This window comes from Dendronalium sp. ChiSLP03b (genome assembly GCF_034531165.2).
Classification (GTDB): Bacteria; Cyanobacteriota; Cyanobacteriia; order Cyanobacteriales; family Nostocaceae; genus Dendronalium; species Dendronalium minutum.
On record NZ_JAVRBR020000019.1, the window covers coordinates 1 to 21,526 of the forward strand.

The following is a 21,526-nucleotide window of genomic DNA, read 5'->3' on the forward strand; positions in this document are numbered from 1 at the left end:
CTGTTTCTAAAGCTTTGAGTACTGTACCTGATTCAATTACTGGTGAAATTAGTAAGAATTCTTTGAGTTGCATTCAACATTAGTACACTTGGGTGACAACCCTCAGTCTACCTGGTTTTGAGCTTAACCGAACCGTATTGGATAAACTCCAACAATACTTTTATAGTTGACGTTAGTAGAGTTCTAGACAATGCAGATTTGGGTTATTCAGAAGCTCTTGAATTGCTTCTACTCCAGACCGAATTAGAGCTTCAACTTGGTTAGTTGCTACATTCCCGCAGCGTAGCCAAACAACTTTAGGCGGAAAACCATACAGGCGGCTTCTTTCCACAAAGTCTGCATCTTGAGTCACGATACAAAAGTCGTTCATTCTAGCAAATTGCCATATTTCGGTATCAGTCTTCTCTGCCAGCCCATGAAACTGAACGTGGCTGGAATCAGGAAAAATATCTGCCAATCGGCTCACCAACTTACGGCTTAAATTTTGATCAAAAAGTAGCTTCAAACATCACCTGCCGTTCGCGTAGCGTCTCGTAGAGAGGCAACTAAACGATGCTCGCGATCAGCAGCATATTCTAGACAGGCTCTAATATCTTCTTCCGTCAATTCCGGAAAATCTTCTAAAATCTCGCTATGGGACATACCAGCAGCCAACCATCCCAGAACATCGTATACTGTGATTCGCATTCGTCGAATACAGGGCTTACCCCCTCGCTTATCTGGCTCAATCGTAATAATATCGCGATAGCTCATAGTAGTTACAGACTGCATAATATCTCTCTAAGTCTAGAGCAACCTAATATTGTGCTGCAACAGAGGGTGGTTCAGCCATCGCTCTCAAGTTGAGCTTTGACGTTAGTGCGATCGCGGCGTTGATTTGATCGATGTTTCCACAGGTGCTTTAGTACCTCATGCTAAGATTCCCGTGCAGACAGGTTATCAAGTGCCTTTTGCTGCCAAAATCCGCGAAGAAGCTGGGATTGCGACAGGAGCGGTAGGGATGATAACTGATGCTGAGTATGCCAACCAAGTAATTACTCGTGGGTGTGCGGATTTAGTTTTCATCGGTCGAGAATTACTCCGCGACCCATACTGGTCAATTCGTGCCCGTGCGACTTGGATGATGAACCGAACTGGCCTGTGCCTTACGGTTATGCAGTTAAACAACAGAGACGGAGGAAATAATTAATCAATGCGATCGCTTAACAAGTTTCTGTGTAACGCATCAATAGGATTTGTTCAAAAACTCCGCGCTCATGTTGGCAACAACTGCTGAAGCCGCTGTGGTTCTTCTCCCAGCCAATCAGGATTTTGGGCAGTGCTATCAAAAATGGATGAAGTTTTGAATGGCTCAAACTCGCCGCGTGATGCTGCTTTTGCAGTTTTTGCTAACAGCGATCGCACTTTTTCCTCATTCATTGGTTGGAATGTCCGCACTGCTTCAAAGGCTTGCTCCAGAATTTCCAAGCTGTCAATTCCCGTAATCACAACTGATGTGGGCAAATTCAGAGCATAATGTAGACACTCAATTGGCGTTACAGTATTTGATTTTAAAATAATCCCATTTGCCATGCTTTTCATCCCCAGAACGCCGATATTTTGTTTGACTAGTTCTGGCACAACCAGCTTCTCAAAGCTTCGGTAGTGTGCATCCATGACATTCAGCGGCATCTGAGCTGTAGCAAACTTAAACCCGCGATCGGCTGCAACTTCCAGCATATGCAGATGAACGTGGGGGTCTTTGTGCCCAGTGAAGCCAATGTATCGCAGCTTGCCAGCTTGGCGCGCCTCAATAAAGGCAGCATTCGCCCCTTCTTCATCAAAAACTCGATGTGGGTCTTCATACCGAATAATTTCGTGGTGCTGAACGAGATCGATGCAATCTACTTGCAGGCGTTGCAGTGATTCGTCAATCTGTTTTGCTGCTTCTTTCTTAGAACGACCATCGATTTTTGTCATCAGGAACACTTTATCTCGGTAGCCATTACGCAGCGCTTTCCCCATGCGAATCTCGCTAACTCCACCGTTGTAATCCCAACTGTTATCCATAAAAGTGATGCCGCGATCAATTGCTGTGCGAACAATCCGGATACCCAGTTCTTCATCAACGTGCTTCAAGCCGATGTGCCAACCACCCAATCCGATCGCGGAAACCCTCTTTTGTGTATTGCCGAGTACGCGGTATATCATTTCTGAATTTGACGTAGTTCCTGACATCTGTTCTCCTTGTACGCCAGCTATTACTTAATTACATATAGTTGTGTGCCAATTCAAACACAAAGAGAAGTTCAGAGTATCTTCCTAGAGACACACTATATTTAGCTGTAATACCTATCTCCAAAGACCCAATATTTGATAACGCTTTTCAACTGCTAACGCTTTGTACACAAGATAGACTTACTATAAAAGTCTCAATTACAAACTTAAGTGTTGATGTAGTAAATAAACATATTACATTCGTAAGAAGTCGTTGTAGTCTCTGTCTTAGACATTTTAACTAGTCCTTAGAATTCCTATGCCAGCTTCTCTTTCAATGTAATCAGCTAAACTTATAAAATCCTCACGCGGGTAGCATCTACCACCAATTAGGTCAAATGCTAATCTACTAGCAAGGTTGTCTGGGTTTTCGAGTATATGTATACCCCAGTAATAAAGTAGGTCACTAGCTCTAATACAAACTTCTTCTGGATCTATGCAATGAAATTTATTGTCTATTTTACTAATTTCATCATAAGCTGTAACATATACTTGTTTCAACAGTTTGAAACGCTTAACTCCTGGATCTTTAAAGTTATTGACTACGACAAATAAATGAGCATTTTTGTTGATTTGACGGATTTCGTGAACTGTCTGTTGAATAACTTTACCATGCTTGTTAATTCCTAAGGGATTTAGGGTTGTTGGGATAATGCAGTAATCTAACCGCTCAACTAGCTTTTTAGGATTACGCTCTAATGCAGGTGAGCAATCACAAATTACTATTTGACAATCACGAGCAGCATCTTCATGCCAATCAAGCCCATCAAACACTTGTATAGTAGTACCAACACCATTTGGATTAGGCACGAAAACGCCATCACCCACTAACTTTTGCAGATTTTGTTCTGGATCTAAGTCTACAAGAGCCACGTTAAATCCTTGCAGTGCTAATGCTCCTGCTAAATGTCCTGCTACAGTTGTTTTTCCGACTCCACCTTTGCAAGTAAAAATTCCAAAATAAAGTTTTTTAGAAATATTATCTTCATTGTCTGAGGTTGTTATTCCGTTATTCTCTCCATCAGCTATATCTTTCAAACCATTAACACTAACTAATTTATGTTCATGGGCAATGCCGCAGCGGATTTTAGTATCCTTATTCCACGATCTAATTAATGATAACGCTGGGCCACTAAAGCCTTTTGTGGTTATGAACCAACCAAAATTAAATTTTTTACCTTCGTTAGAATCCAAAAAATCAGCAAATTTTAAAATCTGTGGTGCTGCCACATTACTTTTTAGCCATTTCACCTGAACAGCGACAACCAGATTTTCTTTACTCGCAACCAAATCATAACCAACCTGGTTGGGCTTGGCAGTTTCAACTGTCCAGCCTGCTCTATAAATAAGTTTTGCTACATGCTGCTCGAAATGAGTAAAATCTTGAATAAATTGTGGTTCCAAAGGTAACGACATAAAAAACTTTCGCTGTTTTAGTTCAAGATAAGAAGCTCGTACACTTAAGTATAGTTGATAACAATCAATAATTTAAATATAGTTAATTACAACACTTATTTAAAGCGCTGGGTATCAAAATTCCAAATTAGACTCAATGAAATCTACAGCCCTTAATGAATTTTTCAAGAAGTGTCGTGGTTGCCACAGGCGATCGCATAATTTTTAGCTAAGCTGTAAGCGCTATTATTAAGGTTTACAAAGCACATTATGCACTGGTTATTATCTGGGCCGTTGAGTGTAGATAAATTAACGGTTAAAATTGCAGGTTTACCTGCATCTCTACAAAGTAAGAAGTTGGTGCAGATGTCAGACTTTCACTATGATGGTTTGCGGTTGTCGGAAGCAATGTTAGAAAAAGCGATCGCAGTTAGCAACCAAGCAAAACCCGATTTAGTGCTATTGACTGGTGATTATGTAACTACAAGCCCAGAACCTATTCATACACTGGCGCTGCGACTCAAACATCTACAAAGCAACTATGGTACTTATGCCATATTGGGTAATCACGATATCCGTCATAGAAATGCAAAAACCGAAGTAACAGCCGCACTTACTAACATTGGGGTGCGCGTTCTCTGGAATGAAATCGCTTATCCATGGGGAAAAGAATTACCATTAGTAGGACTGGCAGATCGTTACTCACGGGAATTCAATCCCGAACCAGTCATGAACCAGCTAGACTCTGCCACACCCCGTATTGTTCTATCGCACAATCCAGATACGGCCGAGATATTGCAAGCATGGCGAGTAGATTTGCAACTATCTGGTCACACTCATGGCGGTCAAATTGCAATACCTGGACTTGGGCCTATGCTACCCTATCACAAAAATATCTTGCCAAAAATCCCCTTAAAAGTACGCCGTCGCTTGCCATTTCTGAGAAAAGATTACTTTGTACTACGCCATTGGGAATGGGCCCAGGGTTTGCATCGCATCGGAAAAAATCAGTTATATGTCAATCGTGGCTTGGGAACTTATCTTCCAGGACGCTTATTTTGTCCGCCAGAAGTTACAGTAATTACGCTACAAAGTGAGTAGGTTACAATTAGATTTTTGTATTTACTCAAGATACATTTTGATTTTTGATAAGCTGTAAACGCTGGTATGAGGAGTCTTTGTCGCACTATGCACTGGTTGTTTACAGGTTGTTTAAGTGTAGATAAATTAACGGTTAAGATTGCGGAACTTCCAACATCTTTACAAGGTACAAAACTGGTACAGTTATCGGATTTTCACTATGATGGTTTGCGGCTGTCAGAGGAAATGTTAGAAAATGCGATCGCAGCCACCAACGAAGCTGAACCAGATTTAATTCTATTAACCGGCGACTACGTAACCGACGATCCCACGCCGATTCACCAGCTTGTGTTGCGACTCAAACATCTACAAAGTCGCTATGGCATTTATGCCGTACTCGGCAACCATGACATCCACTACAATCACTCTAAACAGGAAGTTACATCAGCGTTTACAAGCATTGGGATTAATGTCCTTTGGAATGAAATTGCCTATCCATTAGGGCAAGAATTACCAATAGTAGGACTAGCTGATTATTGGTCGCGGGAATTTAACCCCGCACCAGTCATGAACCAGTTAGATCCCACCATACCCCGCATCGTTTTATCTCACAATCCGGATACTGCCAAGATATTGGAACAATGGCGAGTAGATTTGCAACTATCTGGTCATACCCACGGCGGTCATATTGTAATACCAGGTATTGGCCCTGTAGTCTTCCATTACAAAAAGCTGCTAAAACAACTCCCTAAAAAACTACGGCGTTGGGTGCCATTTTTACTAGGAGATTGCTCAAAAGTAGTGCGATATTGGGAGTGGGCACAAGGCTTCCACCAAGTAGCCGATAATCAATTATATGTCAATCGTGGCCTGGGAACTTATCGACCAGGACGGCTATTTTGTCCGCCAGAAGTCACTGTAATCACGTTAGATAGTCAATAGTCGAGAACTAAAAACTCTGGATTATAAATTTTTTTTACTCATACTATAACCGCCAAAAGCTACGATGGATACATATCAGCAGCTTTTGGCGGTTTATTAAATATGCAATAGTTCGAGGAAATTGAAAAAACAGAGGAAATATAACTCAGATAAGGTGGACAATATTTGCAATCATTCTATTGAGTATTGAGCATCATCAATTCCAATAGGCAGGCATTTCTGGCTGTACGTTCAAAAACCTCCAAAAAATCAATAAACTCAAGGCGAAAACACTTTCACAAGATGCGTCAATCGAATGATGATTGCAAGGGTATTAGAGCAGGAGGTACAGGCTCCAATCTCAAGGTTTTGTTTAACGAGTTTTTAACCTTTTTGTACCTTGCTCTTAATTTAGCATCCTATTTTAAACATGGGTTATATGTTTACTAAACTTGAGTACCATTAATTTGTCGCAATAATTTAGAAATCTTTCTTAAAAATTGTCCCACTTGGTACTACCCCTGTAAAAATCGGTAGTATCAAGCGGGCATCAGAATTGAGAAGCTGTTATTGAGCAGAGCCACCTGTACTAGTAGTATCACCAGTGGTAGAAGAACCGTTATTAGATGTACCGTTTGATTGGTCTATTCCTTGAGGTGAAGTGGTATCAGAGGTATCGCTCTTACTCTCTGGAGTAGAAGAGTTACTACTGGGACTTGTTGGGCTTTGTGTCTGTCTAGGGGTGGTCTGGGTTGCAGAAGGCACTTTTTCTGCTGCGGGCTGCTGGGGTGGAACAGTAATGTTAATATTCGGTGTGGAAGATGCAGGTGGAGGCGAAACCTGCTGTTGCGGCACCGGAACTGGAACAGGTACTTCTCTAGTTCTTTCAATAATTGTGGTTTTTGATTGAGGAGATGGACTAGGAGTTGGAGTACTATTACTCGGTACAGGAACCAGAACCGGCGTAGTCTTGTCAACATTGTCAACTGTTGCATTGTTGCGTTGGTTGAAGTACCAGACCGCACCTACAGTTAAAGTAACTAGGGAGGTCAGGATAATACCCAACAGCAGCCCACGCCCAGCATTTTCATTGTCACGCTCAGCTAGATAAGCTTGCTGGTAGTTGCGCTCATTGTTGCGACCCTGTACGTAACCATTCTGATAAGAGTTGGGATTATCTGTCCTGTTATTAACTGTTTCACTCGTTCGCGTCACGTGGGTGTGGGTATTACCGTCAGTCCCAGTGTAAGATTCTTGCCTAATTTCACTGTTTTCGTTTTGCTGATTATTAGGAATAGCCATAATTTTTGATTTCACTCCTCAATTTGAGTTCAAACAAATCCAAAGATTTTAAAGTTTTATATTTATCTAAAGTTTTATTGTTATTGAACTTTAGATATGCTTTATGCTAACCTCTGTAATTGCTTATTTTGCTCTATCAGGAGGAAGGATATAATCGCATCAAAAGAAGTAATTTTTGATAAAATTTTGTTGTTTATCGGCTTGATTAATGGCTATTTGATAGTTATTAATCTGGATAGTTGCTGCAATTATTTGATTGCAGCAAATTTAAAGAAATTGTATTGCTTGCAATATTTTTAATGAATAAATTGTAAAGGTAATCTGGAACAGTAATATTTTGTCTTGAGTGATGACTTTTGACAGTCAACACTCAAAATCATCTGTTAAGTCTCAATAATCTTTTGATTTTCTGACACAACCTTTCCACAACAGCAAGTGGTCTAGGCTTAGAGACAATTTCTATTCGCTGTGACCGTCTTGATTTTGGCGATCTAGAAGCAGTTTTGTGAGTAGTCAAATCCAGTTCTAGCTGTGCGGCTTTATTTAAATCGGAAGTGGCTCTATATTCATATCCCAGTTGGGAGCAAACCAGCCCTCTGTACTTGTATGCCTCAATATAGCGAGGGTTGAGACGGATTGCTTGGCTAAAGTCTGCGATCGCTTCCTGATAAAATCCTTTGGTGGCATTGTCCACGCCGGAATTATAGTAAGTTTCCGCATCCCAGCGATTGACAGATATTGTTGTGGGATTTTTTTGGGGAGATGGATTTACAACAGTTGGATTTTCGGGTGGACTTTCAGACCTTAGCTTGTTGTAAGCTGCATTGATTGTTTTGATTTTTTCCTCTGCTTCCTGTTTTTGCTCTTGGTCAAAAAAGCGATCGGGATGCCAAATTTTAACCAGCTTACGGTAAGCTTGCTTTACTTGTGCTGGCGATGCTCCAGGTGTTAGTCCTAGAATTTCGTAAGCACGATCGATATCGAGGTGTGAACGTGGCGGCTTGTCGTTAGACATCGCGCATATGAGAATATATAACTATGTAAATCTATGTTAATAATTCCCGTAAAACCTTTGCAGCTAACTCAAACACCTCATAGCGGCTACCATTGGGATGGTAGTAGCCGTCGCTTTTTTGAAGGTTGGTATTATCGCGTAACTTTGCCAGAATGCGGTCAAACCTTTGCTTTTATGTACTCCATCGAAGATCCCATCGGGAGTAAACGATATAGTGGTGGTGCAGCCCAAGTCCTTGGCCCGAATGATGAGTATCTGTGCCGTACATTTCCTGATGTGACACAGTTTTGGGGTAGTCGAGATGTTTTAGGCTTGGGTCATTGGGGTAAAACCGACTTAAACACTCAAGCAATTTACCTTTTACCAGCAGAGTTTGAGCGTCACGTGCAAGAAGGCTATCAAGCCACAGCTACTTTAAATCAAGGAATAATTCGCGATCGCACCACTAATCATTATTGCCGCTGGCAGTATGAAATTCAACCAGTGTATGGCTGGGGCAATCAAAATAGCATTCAGCAATCAACAGCTGGCTGGCTTTCATTTTTACAAATTTTTGAACCAGGATGGCAAATTTTGATGGCACACGGCTTGGCTAGCGGTTGGATTGATTGGAATGGCAAAATCTATGAATTTACCAATGCGCCAGCTTACGGAGAAAAAAATTGGGGCGGTGCTTTTCCTCAAAAATGGTTTTGGCTAAATTGCAATAGTTTTGATGATGAACCAGATTTGGCATTAACTGCTGGTGGCGGACGGCGCGGTGTGTTGTGGTGGATGGAATCTGTTGCAATGATTGGCTTGCACTATCAAGGCAAGTTTTACGAATTCGTTCCCTGGAATTCAACAGTCAAATGGGATATTCAGCCTTGGGGCAGATGGCAAATGCAAGCACGCAACCTAAACTACGAGATTGAGTTGACAGGAACCACGCATCTACCTGGTACACCCCTGCGTGCGCCGACAGCAGACGGTTTAAGATTCTGTTGTCGAGATACCATGCAAGGCAAGTTAAATTTGGAGTTGCGAAAAATAAGTGATGGAAAATCTCAAATAATCCTGAAAGCACAAAGTTCTCTTTGTGGTTTAGAAATAGGCGGCGGTTCTTGGGACAATTCTTGGCAGTCTAGCTAAAACTACTGCTATTATTGTATGTGCTTCGTAATTGGGGCTGTAGCTCAGCTGGATAGAGCGAGCGCCTCCTAAGCGCTAGGTCGCCGGTTCGAATCTGGCCAGTCCCGTCGTTAAAACACAATTAAATAAAGAAAGTGGCCGGAAGTATTTGATGAATTATCCGTTCCAGTGTAGGATAGTGCATCAATTAGCCGAAATGGCAAATACGCCTTCAATCGCGTCTTAACCAAAAAATAGCCATCCTATTTGGGCAGATTTTTTATAAATCTGCTGCCTACAAAGTTGTTTAGATGTTTTTAGAGGAAATTCTGTCTCAGCAGATAAAGTCATAGAGCCTTGAAGAATAATCTATTGTTCACAGGTAAATCAATTCGGTTTATGGTTCTTGCCTTGCCGCTGTTAATGTGGTTGGGATACAAAGAATCGCAAAACGAACCCATACAACCGCAAGCAGTAGTTGTGTTGGGTGGTTCAACCAAACGTCTAGAACGAGAAAGGTTTACGGCAAGTTTTGCTCGCCAGCATCCAAATTTACCAATATGGATTTCTGGTGGTAGCCCACCTAGATACACCCAAAAGGTGTTTGCTAAAGCTGGTATCGATCCCAAACGTTTACACTTGGATTATGAAGCGGTAGATACTGTTACAAATTTTACTACTTTGGTAGATCGTTTGCAAGCTCGCGGTATTAAGAGTGTTTATTTAGTTACTTCTGACTACCATATGCGCCGTGCCTGTGTCATTGGCGAGATAGTTTTAGGTAGTCGGGGTATTGATTTTAAACCAGTGCCAGTTCCTTCAAAACAATCCTCTGAACCCGTGGAAAAATCTATCCGTGATGGTGTTAGGGCCTTAGTTTGGGTGGCAACTGGATACACTGGTGCGGACGATCAAAATAAGCAGTCTATTGACCGTTAACAGTCATCAGTTTATTTCTTGTACTAGAACATAAGGCTGGACGATCAAGGTATGAAATCGCTTAGTGCGATCGCTATTCCATTCTCCTATCTGTGCTGTGGTGGGTTTGGCAATTAATTGCTCGTCAATCCACTGTTGCACTGATGAAGTATTATCGTTAACAATTGCTTCTCCCACATCCAGCAAATCTAGCCCCAGCGCCACCACAATCACCGCATCCCGTTGTACATGAGGAATTAGCCACTCCCATTCTGCCTCATCTACGCTTTCTGTTAATTCTGCTCTTAAATCCGACGACATAAATCCCCAATTTGTATTGGTTTACAGAGTATTTTACATTAATTATTAACTCCTAACAGACGCGATTAATTGCGTCTCTACTCCTAACTTAACTATACCTCCGCTTTCATTTCATCAATCTCAAACAAAGAGACAATTACTCCAGCAATAGGAATAGAAATAAAAACGCCTAGTAAACCTGCTACTCTTGCACCTACTAACAAAGCAAAAAATACTACTACGGGATTCAGGTTGAGGGCATCTTGCATAATTCGTGGTGCGATCAAGTTATCTTGTATCTGCTGAAGTATGATGCAAGCTGCCAAGACTTTCAATGCTAACCAAACACCTTGAGACAAAACAACTAAAGTAATTGTGCCAATTCCTAATGTTGCTCCTATGCCAGGAATGATGTCAATAATGCCGACTATGACTGATAACACTAAGGCAAAAGGTACATTTAATAATAAGAAAATTAGGAAAGTCGAAGTTGTGAGAAATAAACTCAATAACAACTGACCTCGAAAAAATCCTAAAAAGGCTCGTTTGATAATATTCGTAAATTTATTGCGGCGCTGCTTTGGTACTATTTTTAAAATAAAGTTCCAAAGCTTTTCTCCATCCAATAGCATAAAAAAAGCTACAACTGCAATCAAGATAAAAGTTACAAAATTCGTGAGAAATCCTTGTAAAATAGCCAAACTAGTCACAAGATTTGATACAGCTTGATTTCGTAATTGTTCTTCAATGACACTTAAATCTATCTGAAGATTACGGCTTTGGAAAAAAGCTTCTATTCGTTCTACTAAAGGCACTAAAGAATTTAAAAATGCAGTTATACTATCAATTAGTTGTTGTCCTTGGGATAAAATCGCTAAGCCTACGGTAATTGCCAGACCACCAAGAATCACAATGCTGAGCAAGAAGACTACAATAACTGCTATGCCATGGGGTAAAAAATGCCGCAGCCATTTTACAGGATAACTGAGTAAAAAAGCTAAAATTGCAGCGAATGTAAAAATAACGATGACTGCCTCAAAGTACGCTAAAAGCTGCACGAATGCCCAGCCAGAGGCAAAAAACAGCAAAAAGCGGACTAATGCTAAATTATTTAATTTATCCCAAATATTCTTGGCTTCAAAGCCGCTCATATTAATTTTGGATTTTAGATTTTGGATTAAGAATACTTACTGATGCATTGAAGAAATTTTCAATTAAAAAAATACCCTATTGTAATTGTTAGTTTCTGACAGTTAACATTCAACAACTTCAAGCGGGATAATTTATTTGTTTGTATTCCCCAAGCACAAATTGCTTGATTTATAGAAGACACTGTTATTAAACATACAGAGATACAGTGGCGATCGCTACCCCCTTAAAGCATATTTATTATGAGGTTCTCAGTTAGCGCCCTAAATCATGCATATCATTGATCGCTGTTGCACACTTTTGTGTGATGGCCTCCAATTCTTCTTTATTAGTAGAACTAGGAGCATCTATCAACTGACCAATCCTGATAGTCAGGGGAACTGCACGAGGTATTTTCGAGCCTTTTTCCAAAATTCTTTCGCTACCCCACAAACTTACTGGCAATAGTGGTGCTTTTGCCTTTGCGGCCAGCAGCGCTGCACCTCTTTTAGGGTCTGTTATTTTACCATCTGGGGTGCGAGTCCCTTGCAAAAAAACACCTACAGCCCAGTTATTTTCAAGATACTCTAGAGCTGCACGGATGGTAGTGCGATCGGCATTTCCCCGACTCACTGGGTAAGCACCGTACAGTTTAATCGCTTGCGCCAAAACCGGAATCTCAAACAACTCTTCTTTAGCCATGTACGCTACTGGACGACGTACACAATTGGAAACAATCGGTGGATCAAAGTAACTAGCATGATTACTCACTACTACCAGTGGCCCCGATCGAGGGACATTTTCCTCACCATGAATTTGACCCCGAAAGTAAGCATGAAGCATGGGGCTGACGACCGACCATTTAAAGGCGTGGTAAAGTGCCAGACTAATAAAAGGTTCGCGACTTTTAACCACAGAAAGTAATTCACATTAGATTTAGATTAGATTTAGCATAAGCGATCGCAACGCCCAAAGCAAATACGAAAAAGCTATAGAAACGTAATGTTTAGCGCCTCTACTATGAATTACTTTACCCATCTGGGAATACTAAATCCAGAAATTTTCTAGATTTATCAGTATGATTAGCACTCTAGTCAGTATTCCCGGATACCACATAATTGAAGAAATCTACAATGGTTCTAGAACCCTAGTTTATCGAGGATATCGAAAAACTGACCACAGACCTGTAGTAATTAAACTCCTAAAAAATCCTTATCCTAGTTTCAGCGAACTGGTGCAGTTTCGCAATCAGTACACTATTGTCAAAAATCTTAACTCACCCTTAATAGTCCAAACTTATAGCCTAGAACCGTACCAAAATGGCTATGCGTTAGTGATGGAAGACTTTGGCGGAATTTCTTTGAAAGAATTGAGGGAGAGAGGGGAAACAGCACCATCGTTAATGGAGTTTTTACAAGTGGCGATCGCCTTGTGCAACATTTTAGATATACTTTATCGCGATCGCATTATTCATAAAGATATTAAACTTGCCAATATTTTAATTAATCCAGAAACCAAACAAGTTAAATTAATTGATTTTAGTATTGCATCTTTGCTGCCACGAGAAACCCAAACCCTAATTAGTCCCAATGTTTTAGAAGGGACACTCGGGTATATTTCCCCAGAACAAACAGGAAGAATGAATCGGGGAATTGACTACCGGACTGATTTTTATTCTTTGGGTGTAGCTTTTTATGAATTACTCACAGGAGAGTTACCTTTTGAGTCAAACGATCCCATGGAATTGATACATTGTCATATTGCTAAAATGCCTCCAGCATTAGGGAATAAAGAAGAAATTCCGCAAGTGCTGTCAGCTATTGTGATGAAATTGATGGCAAAAAATGCTGAAGCTCGCTATCAGAGTGCATTAGGACTGAAATTTGATTTAGAAACTTGTTTAACTCAGCTAAAAGAAACTGGTAAAATTGAGAGTTTTGAGATTGCACAAAGGGATGTGTGCGATCGCTTCATTATTCCCGACAAACTTTATGGAAGAGAAGCAGAAATAGAAACCCTACTTCAAGCATTTGAAAGAGTTAGCCTTGGGGCGACAGAAATGATGTTGATCGCTGGGTTTTCAGGTATTGGAAAAACGGCGGTTGTCAACGAAGTTCATAAACCGATTGTGCGGCAACACGGTTATTTTATCAAAGGAAAATATGACCAATTTCAAAAGAACATTCCCTTTTCGGCATTTGTGCAAGCTTTCCGAGATTTAATGGGGCAATTGCTTACAGAAAGCGATGCTCAAATCCAGCAATGGAAAAGCAAGATTTTAGAGACTGTAGGTGAGAACGGTCAGGTAATTATTGAAGTCATCCCCGAATTATCAAGAATTATTGGTCAACAACCACCCACACCCAATTTATCAGGAACTGCGGCCCAAAATAGATTTAATTTATTATTTCAAAAATTTACCCAAGTCTTTACTACTGCCGAGCATCCATTGGTGATGTTTTTAGATGATTTGCAATGGGCAGATTCGGCATCGCTAAAATTAATGCAGCTATTAATGGCTGATACAGGGCATCTTTTCTTAATTGGTGCATATCGTGATAACGAAGTCAATCAAACACATCCATTAATGTTGACTTTGAATGAAATCGAAAAAGCACAAGCAACAATTAATACGATTACTTTAACACCTTTGAGTCAAGGACAAGTGAATCAGTTAGTTGCTGATACACTTAAATGTACAGAAAATTTGGCATTGCCACTTTCTCAATTAGTATTTCAGAAAACTAAAGGTAATCCATTTTTTGCTACGCAGTTTCTCAAAGCATTGCATCAAGATAAATTGATTCAATTTGCATTTGAATTAGGTTGTTGGCAATGTGACATGATACAGGTGAATCAGCAAGCAGTTACAGATGATATTGTCACCTTTATGGCTTTTCAATTACGCAAACTGCCACAATCAACTCAACACATATTGCAGTTAGCTGCTTGTATTGGCAATCAGTTTGATTTAGCAACTTTGGCAATTGTTTCCCAAACATCGGAAATTGAAACAGCTGCTGGTTTGTGGAAAGCCTTACAAGAAGGTTTAATTTTACCAATTAGTGATGTTTATAAGTTTTATCAGGGAGAAGATAATGATAAATTGGTGCTGGAAAATGGGAATACCAGCAAACAATTAGCTAAATATAAATTTTTACACGATCGCGTCCAACAAGCCGCCTATTCTCTGATTCCCGATCGTCAAAAAACAGCAACTCATCTCAAAATTGGACAGTTACTCCTCGAAAATTTATCTGCGAGCGAGCAAGACGAAAAACTGTTTGATATTGTCGGGCATTTGAACCAAGGACAAGAGTCAATCGTTCAACCGAGGGAACGGGAAACATTAGCTCAACTGAACTTAAAAGCCGGAAGTAAGGCCAGAAGTTCTACAGCCTACGCAGCAGCAAGGGTCTATCTCCAAACAGGAATCGAGCTACTACAGTCAGACTGCTGGCAAAATCAGTATGCATTGACCCTCAACTTCTATGTTGCGGCTACCGAAGTTGCCTATTTAAATGCTGACTTTGATGGGATGGAACAGATAGCAGCACTGGTTTTGCAATCAGCCCATACTATTTTAGACAAAGTTAAAATTTACGAAATTCAAATCGCTGCCCAGACAGCCCAAAGCAGACACTTAGAAGCCATTGCAGTCGGCAGAGATGCACTAAAACAATTGGGGGTTGAGCTACCCATCGAGCCAAATGATGCTGAGATTGGTAAAGCCCTAGAAGTCCTTGCCAGTCAACTCGAAGGCAAACAGATTGAGGAACTAGCTGACCTACCCGTGATGACCGATCCCCAAGCACAGGCAGCCATGCAACTGTTAGGAATGTTGTTTGCACCTGTTTTTCAGGGAATACCGGGTTTGTTGCCCTTAGTTAGTTCCACAATGGTGAGTCTATCGCTGCAATTTGGCAATCCGCCTGCCTCTACGGTAGGGTATGTACTTCACGGAATGGTATTGTGTGCTTTTTTGGGAGAGGTCGAAACAGGCTATAGCTTTGGGCAATTGGCACTCTCATTGCTAGATCGGTTCAATGTGCGGGAATTGAAATCCACAATTCTCATTTTGTTTGGCGGATTTATTCAGCATCGCCAAGAAGCTTTAAGGGCAACGATACCAACACTGATAACTGGTTTTACGTCTGGTATGGAAACTGGTGATTTTTTACATGCTGGCTATAACGTATGCTGTCACAGCTATGCGGGCTTTTGGAGTGGCGTTGAACTCAACAATTTAGAGTCAGAAATAGCAGGTTACAACGCTGCCTTAGGCCGAGTGAAGCAACATTCTGCCCAGTCCTATGTAAATATTATGCGGCAGGCGGCACAGAACTTCAGGGAAAACCGCATTCAACCGGATTGTTTAAGCGGCACTATCTACGATGAAACGGTGATGCTTCCCAAGCATCGCCAGGCTAATGAAGTCACGGTGATGGCCGAAGTCTATGTCTACAAACTATTGCTTGCCTATTCTTTTGGTGACTACAAAGCTGCGATCGACTACATTGACCAAGGTAAGCAGTATTTGCTCGGAGTATCAGGATTGATTTTTGTTCCGATTTTCCATTTCTATGCAGCCCTGACGCACCTAGCACTATTTCCCACCCATCCAGAAATTGAGCAAGCCGAAATTATCGCCCAGGTACAAATCCATCAAACCACTCTGCACCAATGGGCGCAACATGCTCCCATGAATCATCTGCATAAATGGCATTTAGTTGAGGCTGAAAAACAAAGAGTCTTAGGCAATAAAGCAGAAGCAATTGAACATTACGATCGCGCCATTCAACTCGCCCAAGAAAACCAATACCTCCAAGAAGAAGCAATTAGCAATGAGCTTGCAGCTAAATTTTACCTTGAGTGGGGCAAAGAAAAAGTTGCTCAAGCATATATGCACCAAGCATACTACCGCTACGCTTACTGGGGAGCAAAAGCCAAAGTGGAGGATTTAGAAAAATGCTATCCCCAGCTACTCCAAGCCATCCTGCAACAGCAACGAATCAATATCAACCCTTTAGAAACTATTGCCCTTCGTGGAAATTCCTCATCTACTCGCACTTCTAGCACTGCCAGTAGCAGTATTTCCGATGTTCTAGATTTTACCTCTGCCCTCAAAGCCGCTCAAGCTATTTCCAGTTCTCTGGAATTAGATCGACTTGTTGCTAGTCTTACCCGCATTATCCTCGAAAACTCTGGCGCGAAAAAATCTGTACTAATTCTTCCCTTAGGTGATACTTGGGAAGTTAGGGCAATTACCTTTGTCAATCATGGAGTAAATTCCCAGATTGAGATACAAACTATTCTTGAGCCACAATCACTAGACAATTGTCAAGATATTCCTGTCAAAATTATCAACTACGTAAAAAATACCCAGCAAACGGTTGTAATAGATAATTGCCAAACAGATATCCCTGGTCTAATTGGGCAATATATATTGGAACATCAACCCCAGAGTGTTTTATGTACTCCTATTATTAATCAAGGGCATTTAGTAGGGCTTATTTACCTAGAAAATCAACTAACTCAAGGGGTATTTACTAAAGAGCGCCTCAGCATAATTAACCTACTGTCTTCCCAAGCAGCAATCTCTTTAGAAAACGCTCAACTTTATCAACAAGCCCAACAAGCATTGCAAGATTTGCAACAAGCTCAATTACAAATCGTTCAAAGTGAGAAGATGTCAGCACTGGGCAACTTAGTTACAGGGGTAGCCCATGAAATGAATAATCCTTTGGCCTTTATTGCCGCTAGTCTAAAACAAGCTAAACCTACCATCGCAGATATCGTTGAACATCTCAGGCTATATCAAAAAAGTCTACCCAATCCGGGCAGTGAAATTCTCGATCGTGCCGAAGAAATTGACCTAGATTATAGCTTAGAAGACTTACCCAAGATAATTGATTCTATGACAATGGCGTGCGATCGCCTCAAAAATATCAGCACCAGTCTCCGTACTTTCTCCCGTGCTGATAAAGATTACAAAGTGGCATTTAACATCCAGGAAGGTATTGATAGTACAATTTTAATTCTTAAACATCGCCTCAAAGCTAACGAACAACGACCGAATATTGAAGTGATAACTGAGTATGGCAATTTACCGAAAATATATTGTTTTCCTGGACAATTGAATCAGGTCTTTATGAATATCCTGGCAAATGCCATTGATGCGTTGGATGAATCAAATACAGGTCGGAGTTTTGAGGATATTCAAGCCAAGCCCAACCAAATTACAATTACAACTTCAGTAGAAAATAATCAGGTTAAAATAGCCATTGCTGATAATGGTAAAGGAATGAATGAACAAGTCAAACAAAAAATATTTGACCATTTATTTACTACTAAAGCTGTCGGTAAGGGAACGGGATTAGGACTGGCGATCGCACAACAAATCGTTAAGGAAAAGCATCAAGGTAAATTGAGTTGCAACTCCATTTTAGGAGTAGGAACTGAGTTTGTAATTGAGTTACCTATTTCACATGTATCTTGAAATAAGTGGTGAGCGTAAGTCCTAAAAAAATAAAAAATTACACAGGCAAATTAGCAGCACTATGGATGTTTTCTAATATTAAGTCAGGGCTACTACGTTTTATCAAGCCAGTTAGCACTTTACCAGGCCCAATTTCCACTACTCGCTCAATGCCATTGGCTGGTAATTGCAGAGAAATCTCTCGCCACCGTACCGAACCAGTCATTTGTTTGCTCAGGCGCTGCTTTAAAATATCAGCATCAATAGACGGAATTGGTTCGACATTAGACAAAACTGGCACAACAGCTGGCTGAAATTCCACAGATTCTAGAATATCTTGGAATTCCGCAGCCGCTGCTGCTATTAAATGTGAGTGAAATGCTCCAGAAACTTTCAAGGGAATAGCACGCTTTGCCTTCACTTGAGACATCACCGCTTGGACAGCCTCGCTCGTGCCTGAAATTACTACTTGAGCCGAACTATTATCATTTGCCAGCACAACATCAGGTGTTTGAGCAATGACTTCTTCTAACTGTTTGCGGTCAAAGTTCATCAAAGCTGCCATCATCCCACCGGAGATACTATCCATGAGTTCGGCACGACGCTTTACCAGATGTAAACCAGCCGACCACTCAAAGACACCTGCAATGTAAAGGGCAGTATATTCTCCCAAACTGTGACCAGCAACTAAATCTGGCTGGTGTCCCCGTTCCCGAAGCAGGTCAGCAAGAATACTTTCAACTACATATAAACTTGGCTGAGTGTAGAGCGTTTGTGATAACTTTTCTTCTTCACTTTGGCAGATTTCTGTTACAGACCAGCCCAAAATTGCCTCGGCTTGGGCAAATTTGTCTTTAGCGGCAGGTATATTTAACAAGTCTATTCCCATTCCCAGCGCTTGAGAACCTTGTCCGGGAAACACCCATGCAGTTTTAGTCATTAGTCAGTGGTCAGTGGTCAGTGGTCAGTGGTCAGTGGTCAGTGGTCAGTGGTCAGCGATCAGTGGTCAGCGATCAGTGGAAAAAACAACTAACAACTGACAACTGACAACTAACAAGTTTCTATTTTCCCCATTGAAAAATTGCTGCCCCCCAAGTCAAACCGGCACCAAAGCCGGATGTGGCAATGATGTCATTCGGTTTAATTTTGCCTTGTCGTACAGCTTCATCTAACGCTAGGGGAATAGAGGCGGCAGAGGTATTGCCGTAATTAGCAAGATTACTAATAACTTTATGTTCTGGAATATTTAGACGTTGGGCAACGGCATCTAAAATCCGCTGGTTAGCTTGATGCAATAGTAACCAATCTATTTGATCGACACTAAGGTTAGCTTGAAACAAAACTTTGTCGATGATTTCTGGGACTTTTTGGGCAGCAAAGCGGTAAACTTCTTTGCCGTTCATGGTAATGGGCTGGTAATTGCCTTTGGCAACATTTACGTCTGGAATCAAATCTTGGGAAGAGGCTGTATAAGCAAGGTTGAGGTAATGGTTTTGAGTACCATCGCTTCTGAGTGCAAATCCTAATAAGCGATCGCGATCGTTTGCCTGTAAGACAACTGCCCCAGCACCATCACCGAATAATACACAAGTACGACGGTCTGTCCAATCAACCCAACGAGAGAGTATGTCTGCTCCTATCAGCAGTACATTTTGGTAAACTCCTGTTCTGATGTATTGGGCAGCTGTTACCAGACCAAACACAAAGCCAGAGCAAGCAGCTGTTAGGTCAAAGGCTACTGCTTTGGTTGCTCCTAGTTCAGCTTGTATCCTACAAGCTGTGCCAAACAAGTCATCAGGGGTGGATGTCGCCAGCAAAATCAAATCTAGATCGGTTGCTTGAATTCCGGCAGCGGCGATCGCTTGACTGCTAGCAGTGGCAGCAAGTGTACTCAAGGATTCAGTTGCCATTGCCAAACGTCGTTGACGAATTCCCGTTCTTGTAGCAATCCACTCGTCTGATGTTTCAACTAGTTGAGTTAATGCTTGGTTGTCAACGGCAGTTTCTGGTATCGCCGAGCCACTTCCTGTAATCGCTATGCCTAACTTTTCCACTCCTACCCTCCGAAGCTATCAGCTTTTAGTTATTAGTCATTAAGTAGAGACGCGATTAATGAGCCAGCGCGTTGCGGAGCCAGTCTCGTGGTGAGGCAGCGCGGTCTTGGGGAGCCACTGCGTTGGGCGGCTTTGCCGACTTGAAGCAAGTGGCGTGGTTTCCCCCATGAGCGACTGCCGAAAGGCTCTGCCGACTTGAGAGAACTGGCGTGGGGTTCACACGCCACTTGCTCTACTTGGGGAAACCCCAAGACCACAGTGGCTCCCCGTTGTCGCGACTGGTGTCGCATCTCTACAGTTGTCATTAGTCATTGGTCATTGTCATTAGCTAAAAATTAATTGGTATTCTTTAAAAAACTAATCTGTTGTAGGTAGAGTATCCTGACAACCGCAAATAGTGCAAGTTAAATGCACGACAGCTTAACTATTGATTGTGACTTATTGACTATTGACTTTTTAGTGCTGATTGCTAACCATTGTCTTGCTGTAGCATTTCATATTGAGACTGGAGTCGATGCAGCACTTGATTGTCTACAGCTTCTTTTGCCATACGAATGGCATTAAAAATCGAAGGTGCTTGAGAGCTACCATGACCGATAAAACAAATTCCAGCCACGCCTAAAAGCAAAGCACCACCATGTTCCGCGTGATCCATTCGTTGCTTGATGCGCTTCAGGTTGGGTTTTAAAAGTGCTGTGCCGATTTGACCATGCAATCCTTGTGGTAATTCTTCGCGCAAGATTTGCAGAATTACTTCTCCGACTGCTTCGGCAAATTTTAATAACACATTGCCGACAAAGCCATCACACACAATCACATCAAAGTTACCAGAAAGCACATCACGTCCTTCGGCATTACCAATAAAAGCAATTTGGGAGTTTTCCCGCAGCAGTTGGTGAGCGCGCAGAGCTACCTCATTTCCCTTGGTGTCTTCTTCACCGATATTCAACAAACCTACTTTGGGTTCGGGTGTACCCAAAACATACTGACTGTAAATCGACCCCATGACAGCAAACTGTTCTAAAAACTTCGGGCGACAGTCTACATTTGCGCCGACATCAAGTATCAGTACTGGTTTGCCAGCTATAATCGTGGGAAAAACTGTTCCAATCGCTGGGCGGTCAATTCCTGGCAACCGTCCTAGGCGGAGCAAAGCTGCTGCCATAGCTGCCCCAGAGTGCCCAGCAGAAAACACAGCATCTGCCTGTTGATTCTTGACCAAATCCATTGCCACATTGATAGAAGCCTTCCGTTTGCGCCTCACAGCGTTTAAAGGCTCCTCATCCATTGCGATCGCTTCCTGGGCAGGAACGATCTCTACCTGGGCCAAATTTGTTTTTGGCGGTAAGGCAGCCGCAATTTGTTGGGGATCGCCCACCAACAAGACTTTCACACCCAGTTCTTCCATTGCTCGCAATGCGCCAGCAACGATTTCACCGGGTGCATGATCCCCTCCCATTGCGTCAATTGCTATCCGTACGCAAGTCGATCCCATTGCTTAGAGCTTCTAGAAACCTTACAAATTTTACCAGATGGCTTTGCTGAAAAACCGTAACTTTCTGACTGCCA

General features: G+C 41.7%; 19 protein-coding genes and 1 tRNA gene. 7 read left to right on the top strand and 13 right to left on the bottom strand.

The window, feature by feature from the left end; genetic code table 11:
- Positions 1-172: 172 nt before the first annotated feature.
- Together RMY31_RS05650 and RMY31_RS05655 are read right to left on the bottom strand one after the other, a co-directional pair.
- Positions 173-505, bottom strand: coding sequence for a DUF5615 family PIN-like protein (locus RMY31_RS05650; protein WP_322665083.1), 333 nt, complete (start codon positions 503-505; stop codon positions 173-175).
- Positions 502-753 (bottom strand): DUF433 domain-containing protein, encoded by a 252-nt coding sequence (locus RMY31_RS05655; RefSeq protein ID WP_322665137.1) that lies wholly within the window; start codon positions 751-753, stop codon positions 502-504. The genes RMY31_RS05650 and RMY31_RS05655 overlap by 4 nt, the downstream gene beginning before the upstream one ends.
- A 124-nt stretch (positions 754-877) precedes the next feature.
- Here RMY31_RS05655 and RMY31_RS05660 point away from each other — a divergent pair, with 124 nt between their 5' ends.
- The gene (locus tag RMY31_RS05660; RefSeq protein ID WP_322665085.1) at positions 878-1,189 is read left to right on the top strand and encodes a hypothetical protein; all 312 of its coding nucleotides are present in this window, start codon (positions 878-880) and stop codon (positions 1,187-1,189) included.
- A 65-nt stretch (positions 1,190-1,254) separates the two neighbouring features.
- On the opposite strand, the gene RMY31_RS05665 is transcribed toward RMY31_RS05660, so the two are convergent.
- Both RMY31_RS05665 and RMY31_RS05670 read right to left on the bottom strand, forming a co-directional pair.
- The gene (locus tag RMY31_RS05665) at positions 1,255-2,217 is read right to left on the bottom strand and encodes an aldo/keto reductase (RefSeq protein WP_322665086.1); all 963 of its coding nucleotides are present in this window, start codon (positions 2,215-2,217) and stop codon (positions 1,255-1,257) included.
- 276 nt (positions 2,218-2,493) lie between these two features.
- Positions 2,494-3,672: an AAA family ATPase gene (locus RMY31_RS05670; protein WP_322665089.1), complete on the bottom strand. Its 1,179-nt coding sequence runs from the start codon at positions 3,670-3,672 to the stop codon at positions 2,494-2,496.
- Positions 3,673-3,921: 249 nt separating this feature from the next.
- On the opposite strand from RMY31_RS05670, the gene RMY31_RS05675 reads away from it, so the two are divergent.
- Positions 3,922-4,752 (top strand): metallophosphoesterase, encoded by an 831-nt coding sequence (locus tag RMY31_RS05675; RefSeq protein ID WP_322665091.1) that lies wholly within the window; start codon positions 3,922-3,924, stop codon positions 4,750-4,752.
- 87 nt (positions 4,753-4,839) lie between these two features.
- Positions 4,840-5,673 carry a metallophosphoesterase gene (locus RMY31_RS05680; protein WP_322665093.1) on the top strand — a complete coding sequence of 278 codons (834 nt, stop codon included), beginning with the start codon at positions 4,840-4,842 and terminating at the stop codon, positions 5,671-5,673.
- Positions 5,674-6,219: 546 nt separating this feature from the next.
- Here RMY31_RS05680 and RMY31_RS05685 read toward each other — a convergent pair.
- Together RMY31_RS05685 and RMY31_RS05690 are read right to left on the bottom strand one after the other, a co-directional pair.
- Positions 6,220-6,954, bottom strand: a complete 735-nt coding sequence (locus tag RMY31_RS05685; protein ID WP_322665095.1) for a hypothetical protein — start codon at positions 6,952-6,954, stop codon at positions 6,220-6,222.
- Between the two features lie 376 nt (positions 6,955-7,330).
- Entirely contained in the window at positions 7,331-7,969 is a 639-nt protein-coding gene (locus tag RMY31_RS05690) for a J domain-containing protein (protein ID WP_322665097.1), read from the bottom strand.
- 33 nt (positions 7,970-8,002) lie between these two features.
- On the opposite strand from RMY31_RS05690, the gene RMY31_RS05695 reads away from it, so the two are divergent.
- The 3 genes from RMY31_RS05695 to RMY31_RS05705 all read left to right on the top strand — a co-directional run bounded on the left by RMY31_RS05695 (position 8,003) and on the right by RMY31_RS05705 (position 10,018).
- Complete coding sequence (locus RMY31_RS05695; protein WP_322665099.1) at positions 8,003-9,100, top strand: tocopherol cyclase family protein; 1,098 nt, start codon at positions 8,003-8,005, stop codon at positions 9,098-9,100.
- Between the two features lie 33 nt (positions 9,101-9,133).
- A tRNA-Arg gene (locus RMY31_RS05700) sits at positions 9,134-9,207 on the top strand.
- Between the two features lie 271 nt (positions 9,208-9,478).
- Positions 9,479-10,018, top strand: coding sequence for a YdcF family protein (locus RMY31_RS05705; protein ID WP_322665101.1), 540 nt, complete (start codon positions 9,479-9,481; stop codon positions 10,016-10,018).
- Between the two features lie 6 nt (positions 10,019-10,024).
- On the opposite strand, the gene RMY31_RS05710 is transcribed toward RMY31_RS05705, so the two are convergent.
- From RMY31_RS05710 to RMY31_RS05720, 3 genes are all read right to left on the bottom strand, one after another.
- A complete protein-coding gene (locus RMY31_RS05710; RefSeq protein WP_322665103.1) occupies positions 10,025-10,318 on the bottom strand; it encodes a DUF2288 domain-containing protein in 294 nt (97 codons plus the stop codon).
- Positions 10,319-10,410: 92 nt separating this feature from the next.
- Entirely contained in the window at positions 10,411-11,448 is a 1,038-nt protein-coding gene (locus RMY31_RS05715; RefSeq protein WP_322665106.1) for an AI-2E family transporter, read from the bottom strand.
- A 253-nt stretch (positions 11,449-11,701) separates the two neighbouring features.
- Positions 11,702-12,340, bottom strand: coding sequence for a lysophospholipid acyltransferase family protein (locus tag RMY31_RS05720; protein ID WP_322665108.1), 639 nt, complete (start codon positions 12,338-12,340; stop codon positions 11,702-11,704).
- Between the two features lie 163 nt (positions 12,341-12,503).
- Between RMY31_RS05720 and RMY31_RS05725 the strand changes: the two genes are divergently transcribed.
- Positions 12,504-17,924, top strand: coding sequence for an AAA family ATPase (locus RMY31_RS05725; protein WP_322665110.1), 5,421 nt, complete (start codon positions 12,504-12,506; stop codon positions 17,922-17,924).
- A 37-nt stretch (positions 17,925-17,961) separates the two neighbouring features.
- Here RMY31_RS05725 and fabD read toward each other — a convergent pair whose 3' ends face one another.
- The 4 genes from fabD to plsX all read right to left on the bottom strand — a co-directional run bounded on the left by fabD (position 17,962) and on the right by plsX (position 21,452).
- The gene (gene fabD, locus RMY31_RS05730) at positions 17,962-18,843 is read right to left on the bottom strand and encodes an ACP S-malonyltransferase (RefSeq protein WP_322665112.1); all 882 of its coding nucleotides are present in this window, start codon (positions 18,841-18,843) and stop codon (positions 17,962-17,964) included.
- 121 nt (positions 18,844-18,964) lie between these two features.
- Complete coding sequence (locus RMY31_RS05735) at positions 18,965-19,957, bottom strand: beta-ketoacyl-ACP synthase 3 (protein WP_322665114.1); 993 nt, start codon at positions 19,955-19,957, stop codon at positions 18,965-18,967.
- Positions 19,958-19,989: 32 nt separating this feature from the next.
- Positions 19,990-20,262 carry a hypothetical protein gene (locus RMY31_RS05740; protein ID WP_322665116.1) on the bottom strand — a complete coding sequence of 91 codons (273 nt, stop codon included), beginning with the start codon at positions 20,260-20,262 and terminating at the stop codon, positions 19,990-19,992.
- Between the two features lie 164 nt (positions 20,263-20,426).
- Positions 20,427-21,452 (bottom strand): phosphate acyltransferase PlsX, encoded by a 1,026-nt coding sequence (plsX, locus tag RMY31_RS05745; protein WP_322665118.1) that lies wholly within the window; start codon positions 21,450-21,452, stop codon positions 20,427-20,429.
- Between the last annotated feature and the right edge of the window lie 74 nt (positions 21,453-21,526).

Excerpts from the sequence above, each read along its gene's own strand:
- RMY31_RS05655 (WP_322665137.1), bottom strand. The coding sequence starts at position 753 with ATGAGCTATCGCGATATTATTACGATTGAGCCAGATAAGCGAGGGGGT.
- RMY31_RS05665 (WP_322665086.1), bottom strand. The coding sequence starts at position 2,217 with ATGTCAGGAACTACGTCAAATTCAGAAATGATATACCGCGTACTCGGC.
- RMY31_RS05670 (WP_322665089.1), bottom strand. The coding sequence starts at position 3,672 with ATGTCGTTACCTTTGGAACCACAATTTATTCAAGATTTTACTCATTTC.
- RMY31_RS05675 (WP_322665091.1), top strand. The coding sequence starts at position 3,922 with ATGCACTGGTTATTATCTGGGCCGTTGAGTGTAGATAAATTAACGGTT.
- RMY31_RS05680 (WP_322665093.1), top strand. The coding sequence starts at position 4,840 with ATGCACTGGTTGTTTACAGGTTGTTTAAGTGTAGATAAATTAACGGTT.
- RMY31_RS05685 (WP_322665095.1), bottom strand. The coding sequence starts at position 6,954 with ATGGCTATTCCTAATAATCAGCAAAACGAAAACAGTGAAATTAGGCAA.
- RMY31_RS05690 (WP_322665097.1), bottom strand. The coding sequence starts at position 7,969 with ATGTCTAACGACAAGCCGCCACGTTCACACCTCGATATCGATCGTGCT.
- RMY31_RS05695 (WP_322665099.1), top strand. The coding sequence starts at position 8,003 with ATGTTAATAATTCCCGTAAAACCTTTGCAGCTAACTCAAACACCTCAT.
- RMY31_RS05705 (WP_322665101.1), top strand. The coding sequence starts at position 9,479 with ATGGTTCTTGCCTTGCCGCTGTTAATGTGGTTGGGATACAAAGAATCG.
- RMY31_RS05710 (WP_322665103.1), bottom strand. The coding sequence starts at position 10,318 with ATGTCGTCGGATTTAAGAGCAGAATTAACAGAAAGCGTAGATGAGGCA.
- RMY31_RS05715 (WP_322665106.1), bottom strand. The coding sequence starts at position 11,448 with ATGAGCGGCTTTGAAGCCAAGAATATTTGGGATAAATTAAATAATTTA.
- RMY31_RS05725 (WP_322665110.1), top strand. The coding sequence starts at position 12,504 with ATGATTAGCACTCTAGTCAGTATTCCCGGATACCACATAATTGAAGAA.
- fabD (WP_322665112.1), bottom strand. The coding sequence starts at position 18,843 with ATGACTAAAACTGCATGGGTGTTTCCCGGACAAGGTTCTCAAGCGCTG.
- RMY31_RS05740 (WP_322665116.1), bottom strand. The coding sequence starts at position 20,262 with ATGACAACTGTAGAGATGCGACACCAGTCGCGACAACGGGGAGCCACT.
- plsX (WP_322665118.1), bottom strand. The coding sequence starts at position 21,452 with ATGGGATCGACTTGCGTACGGATAGCAATTGACGCAATGGGAGGGGAT.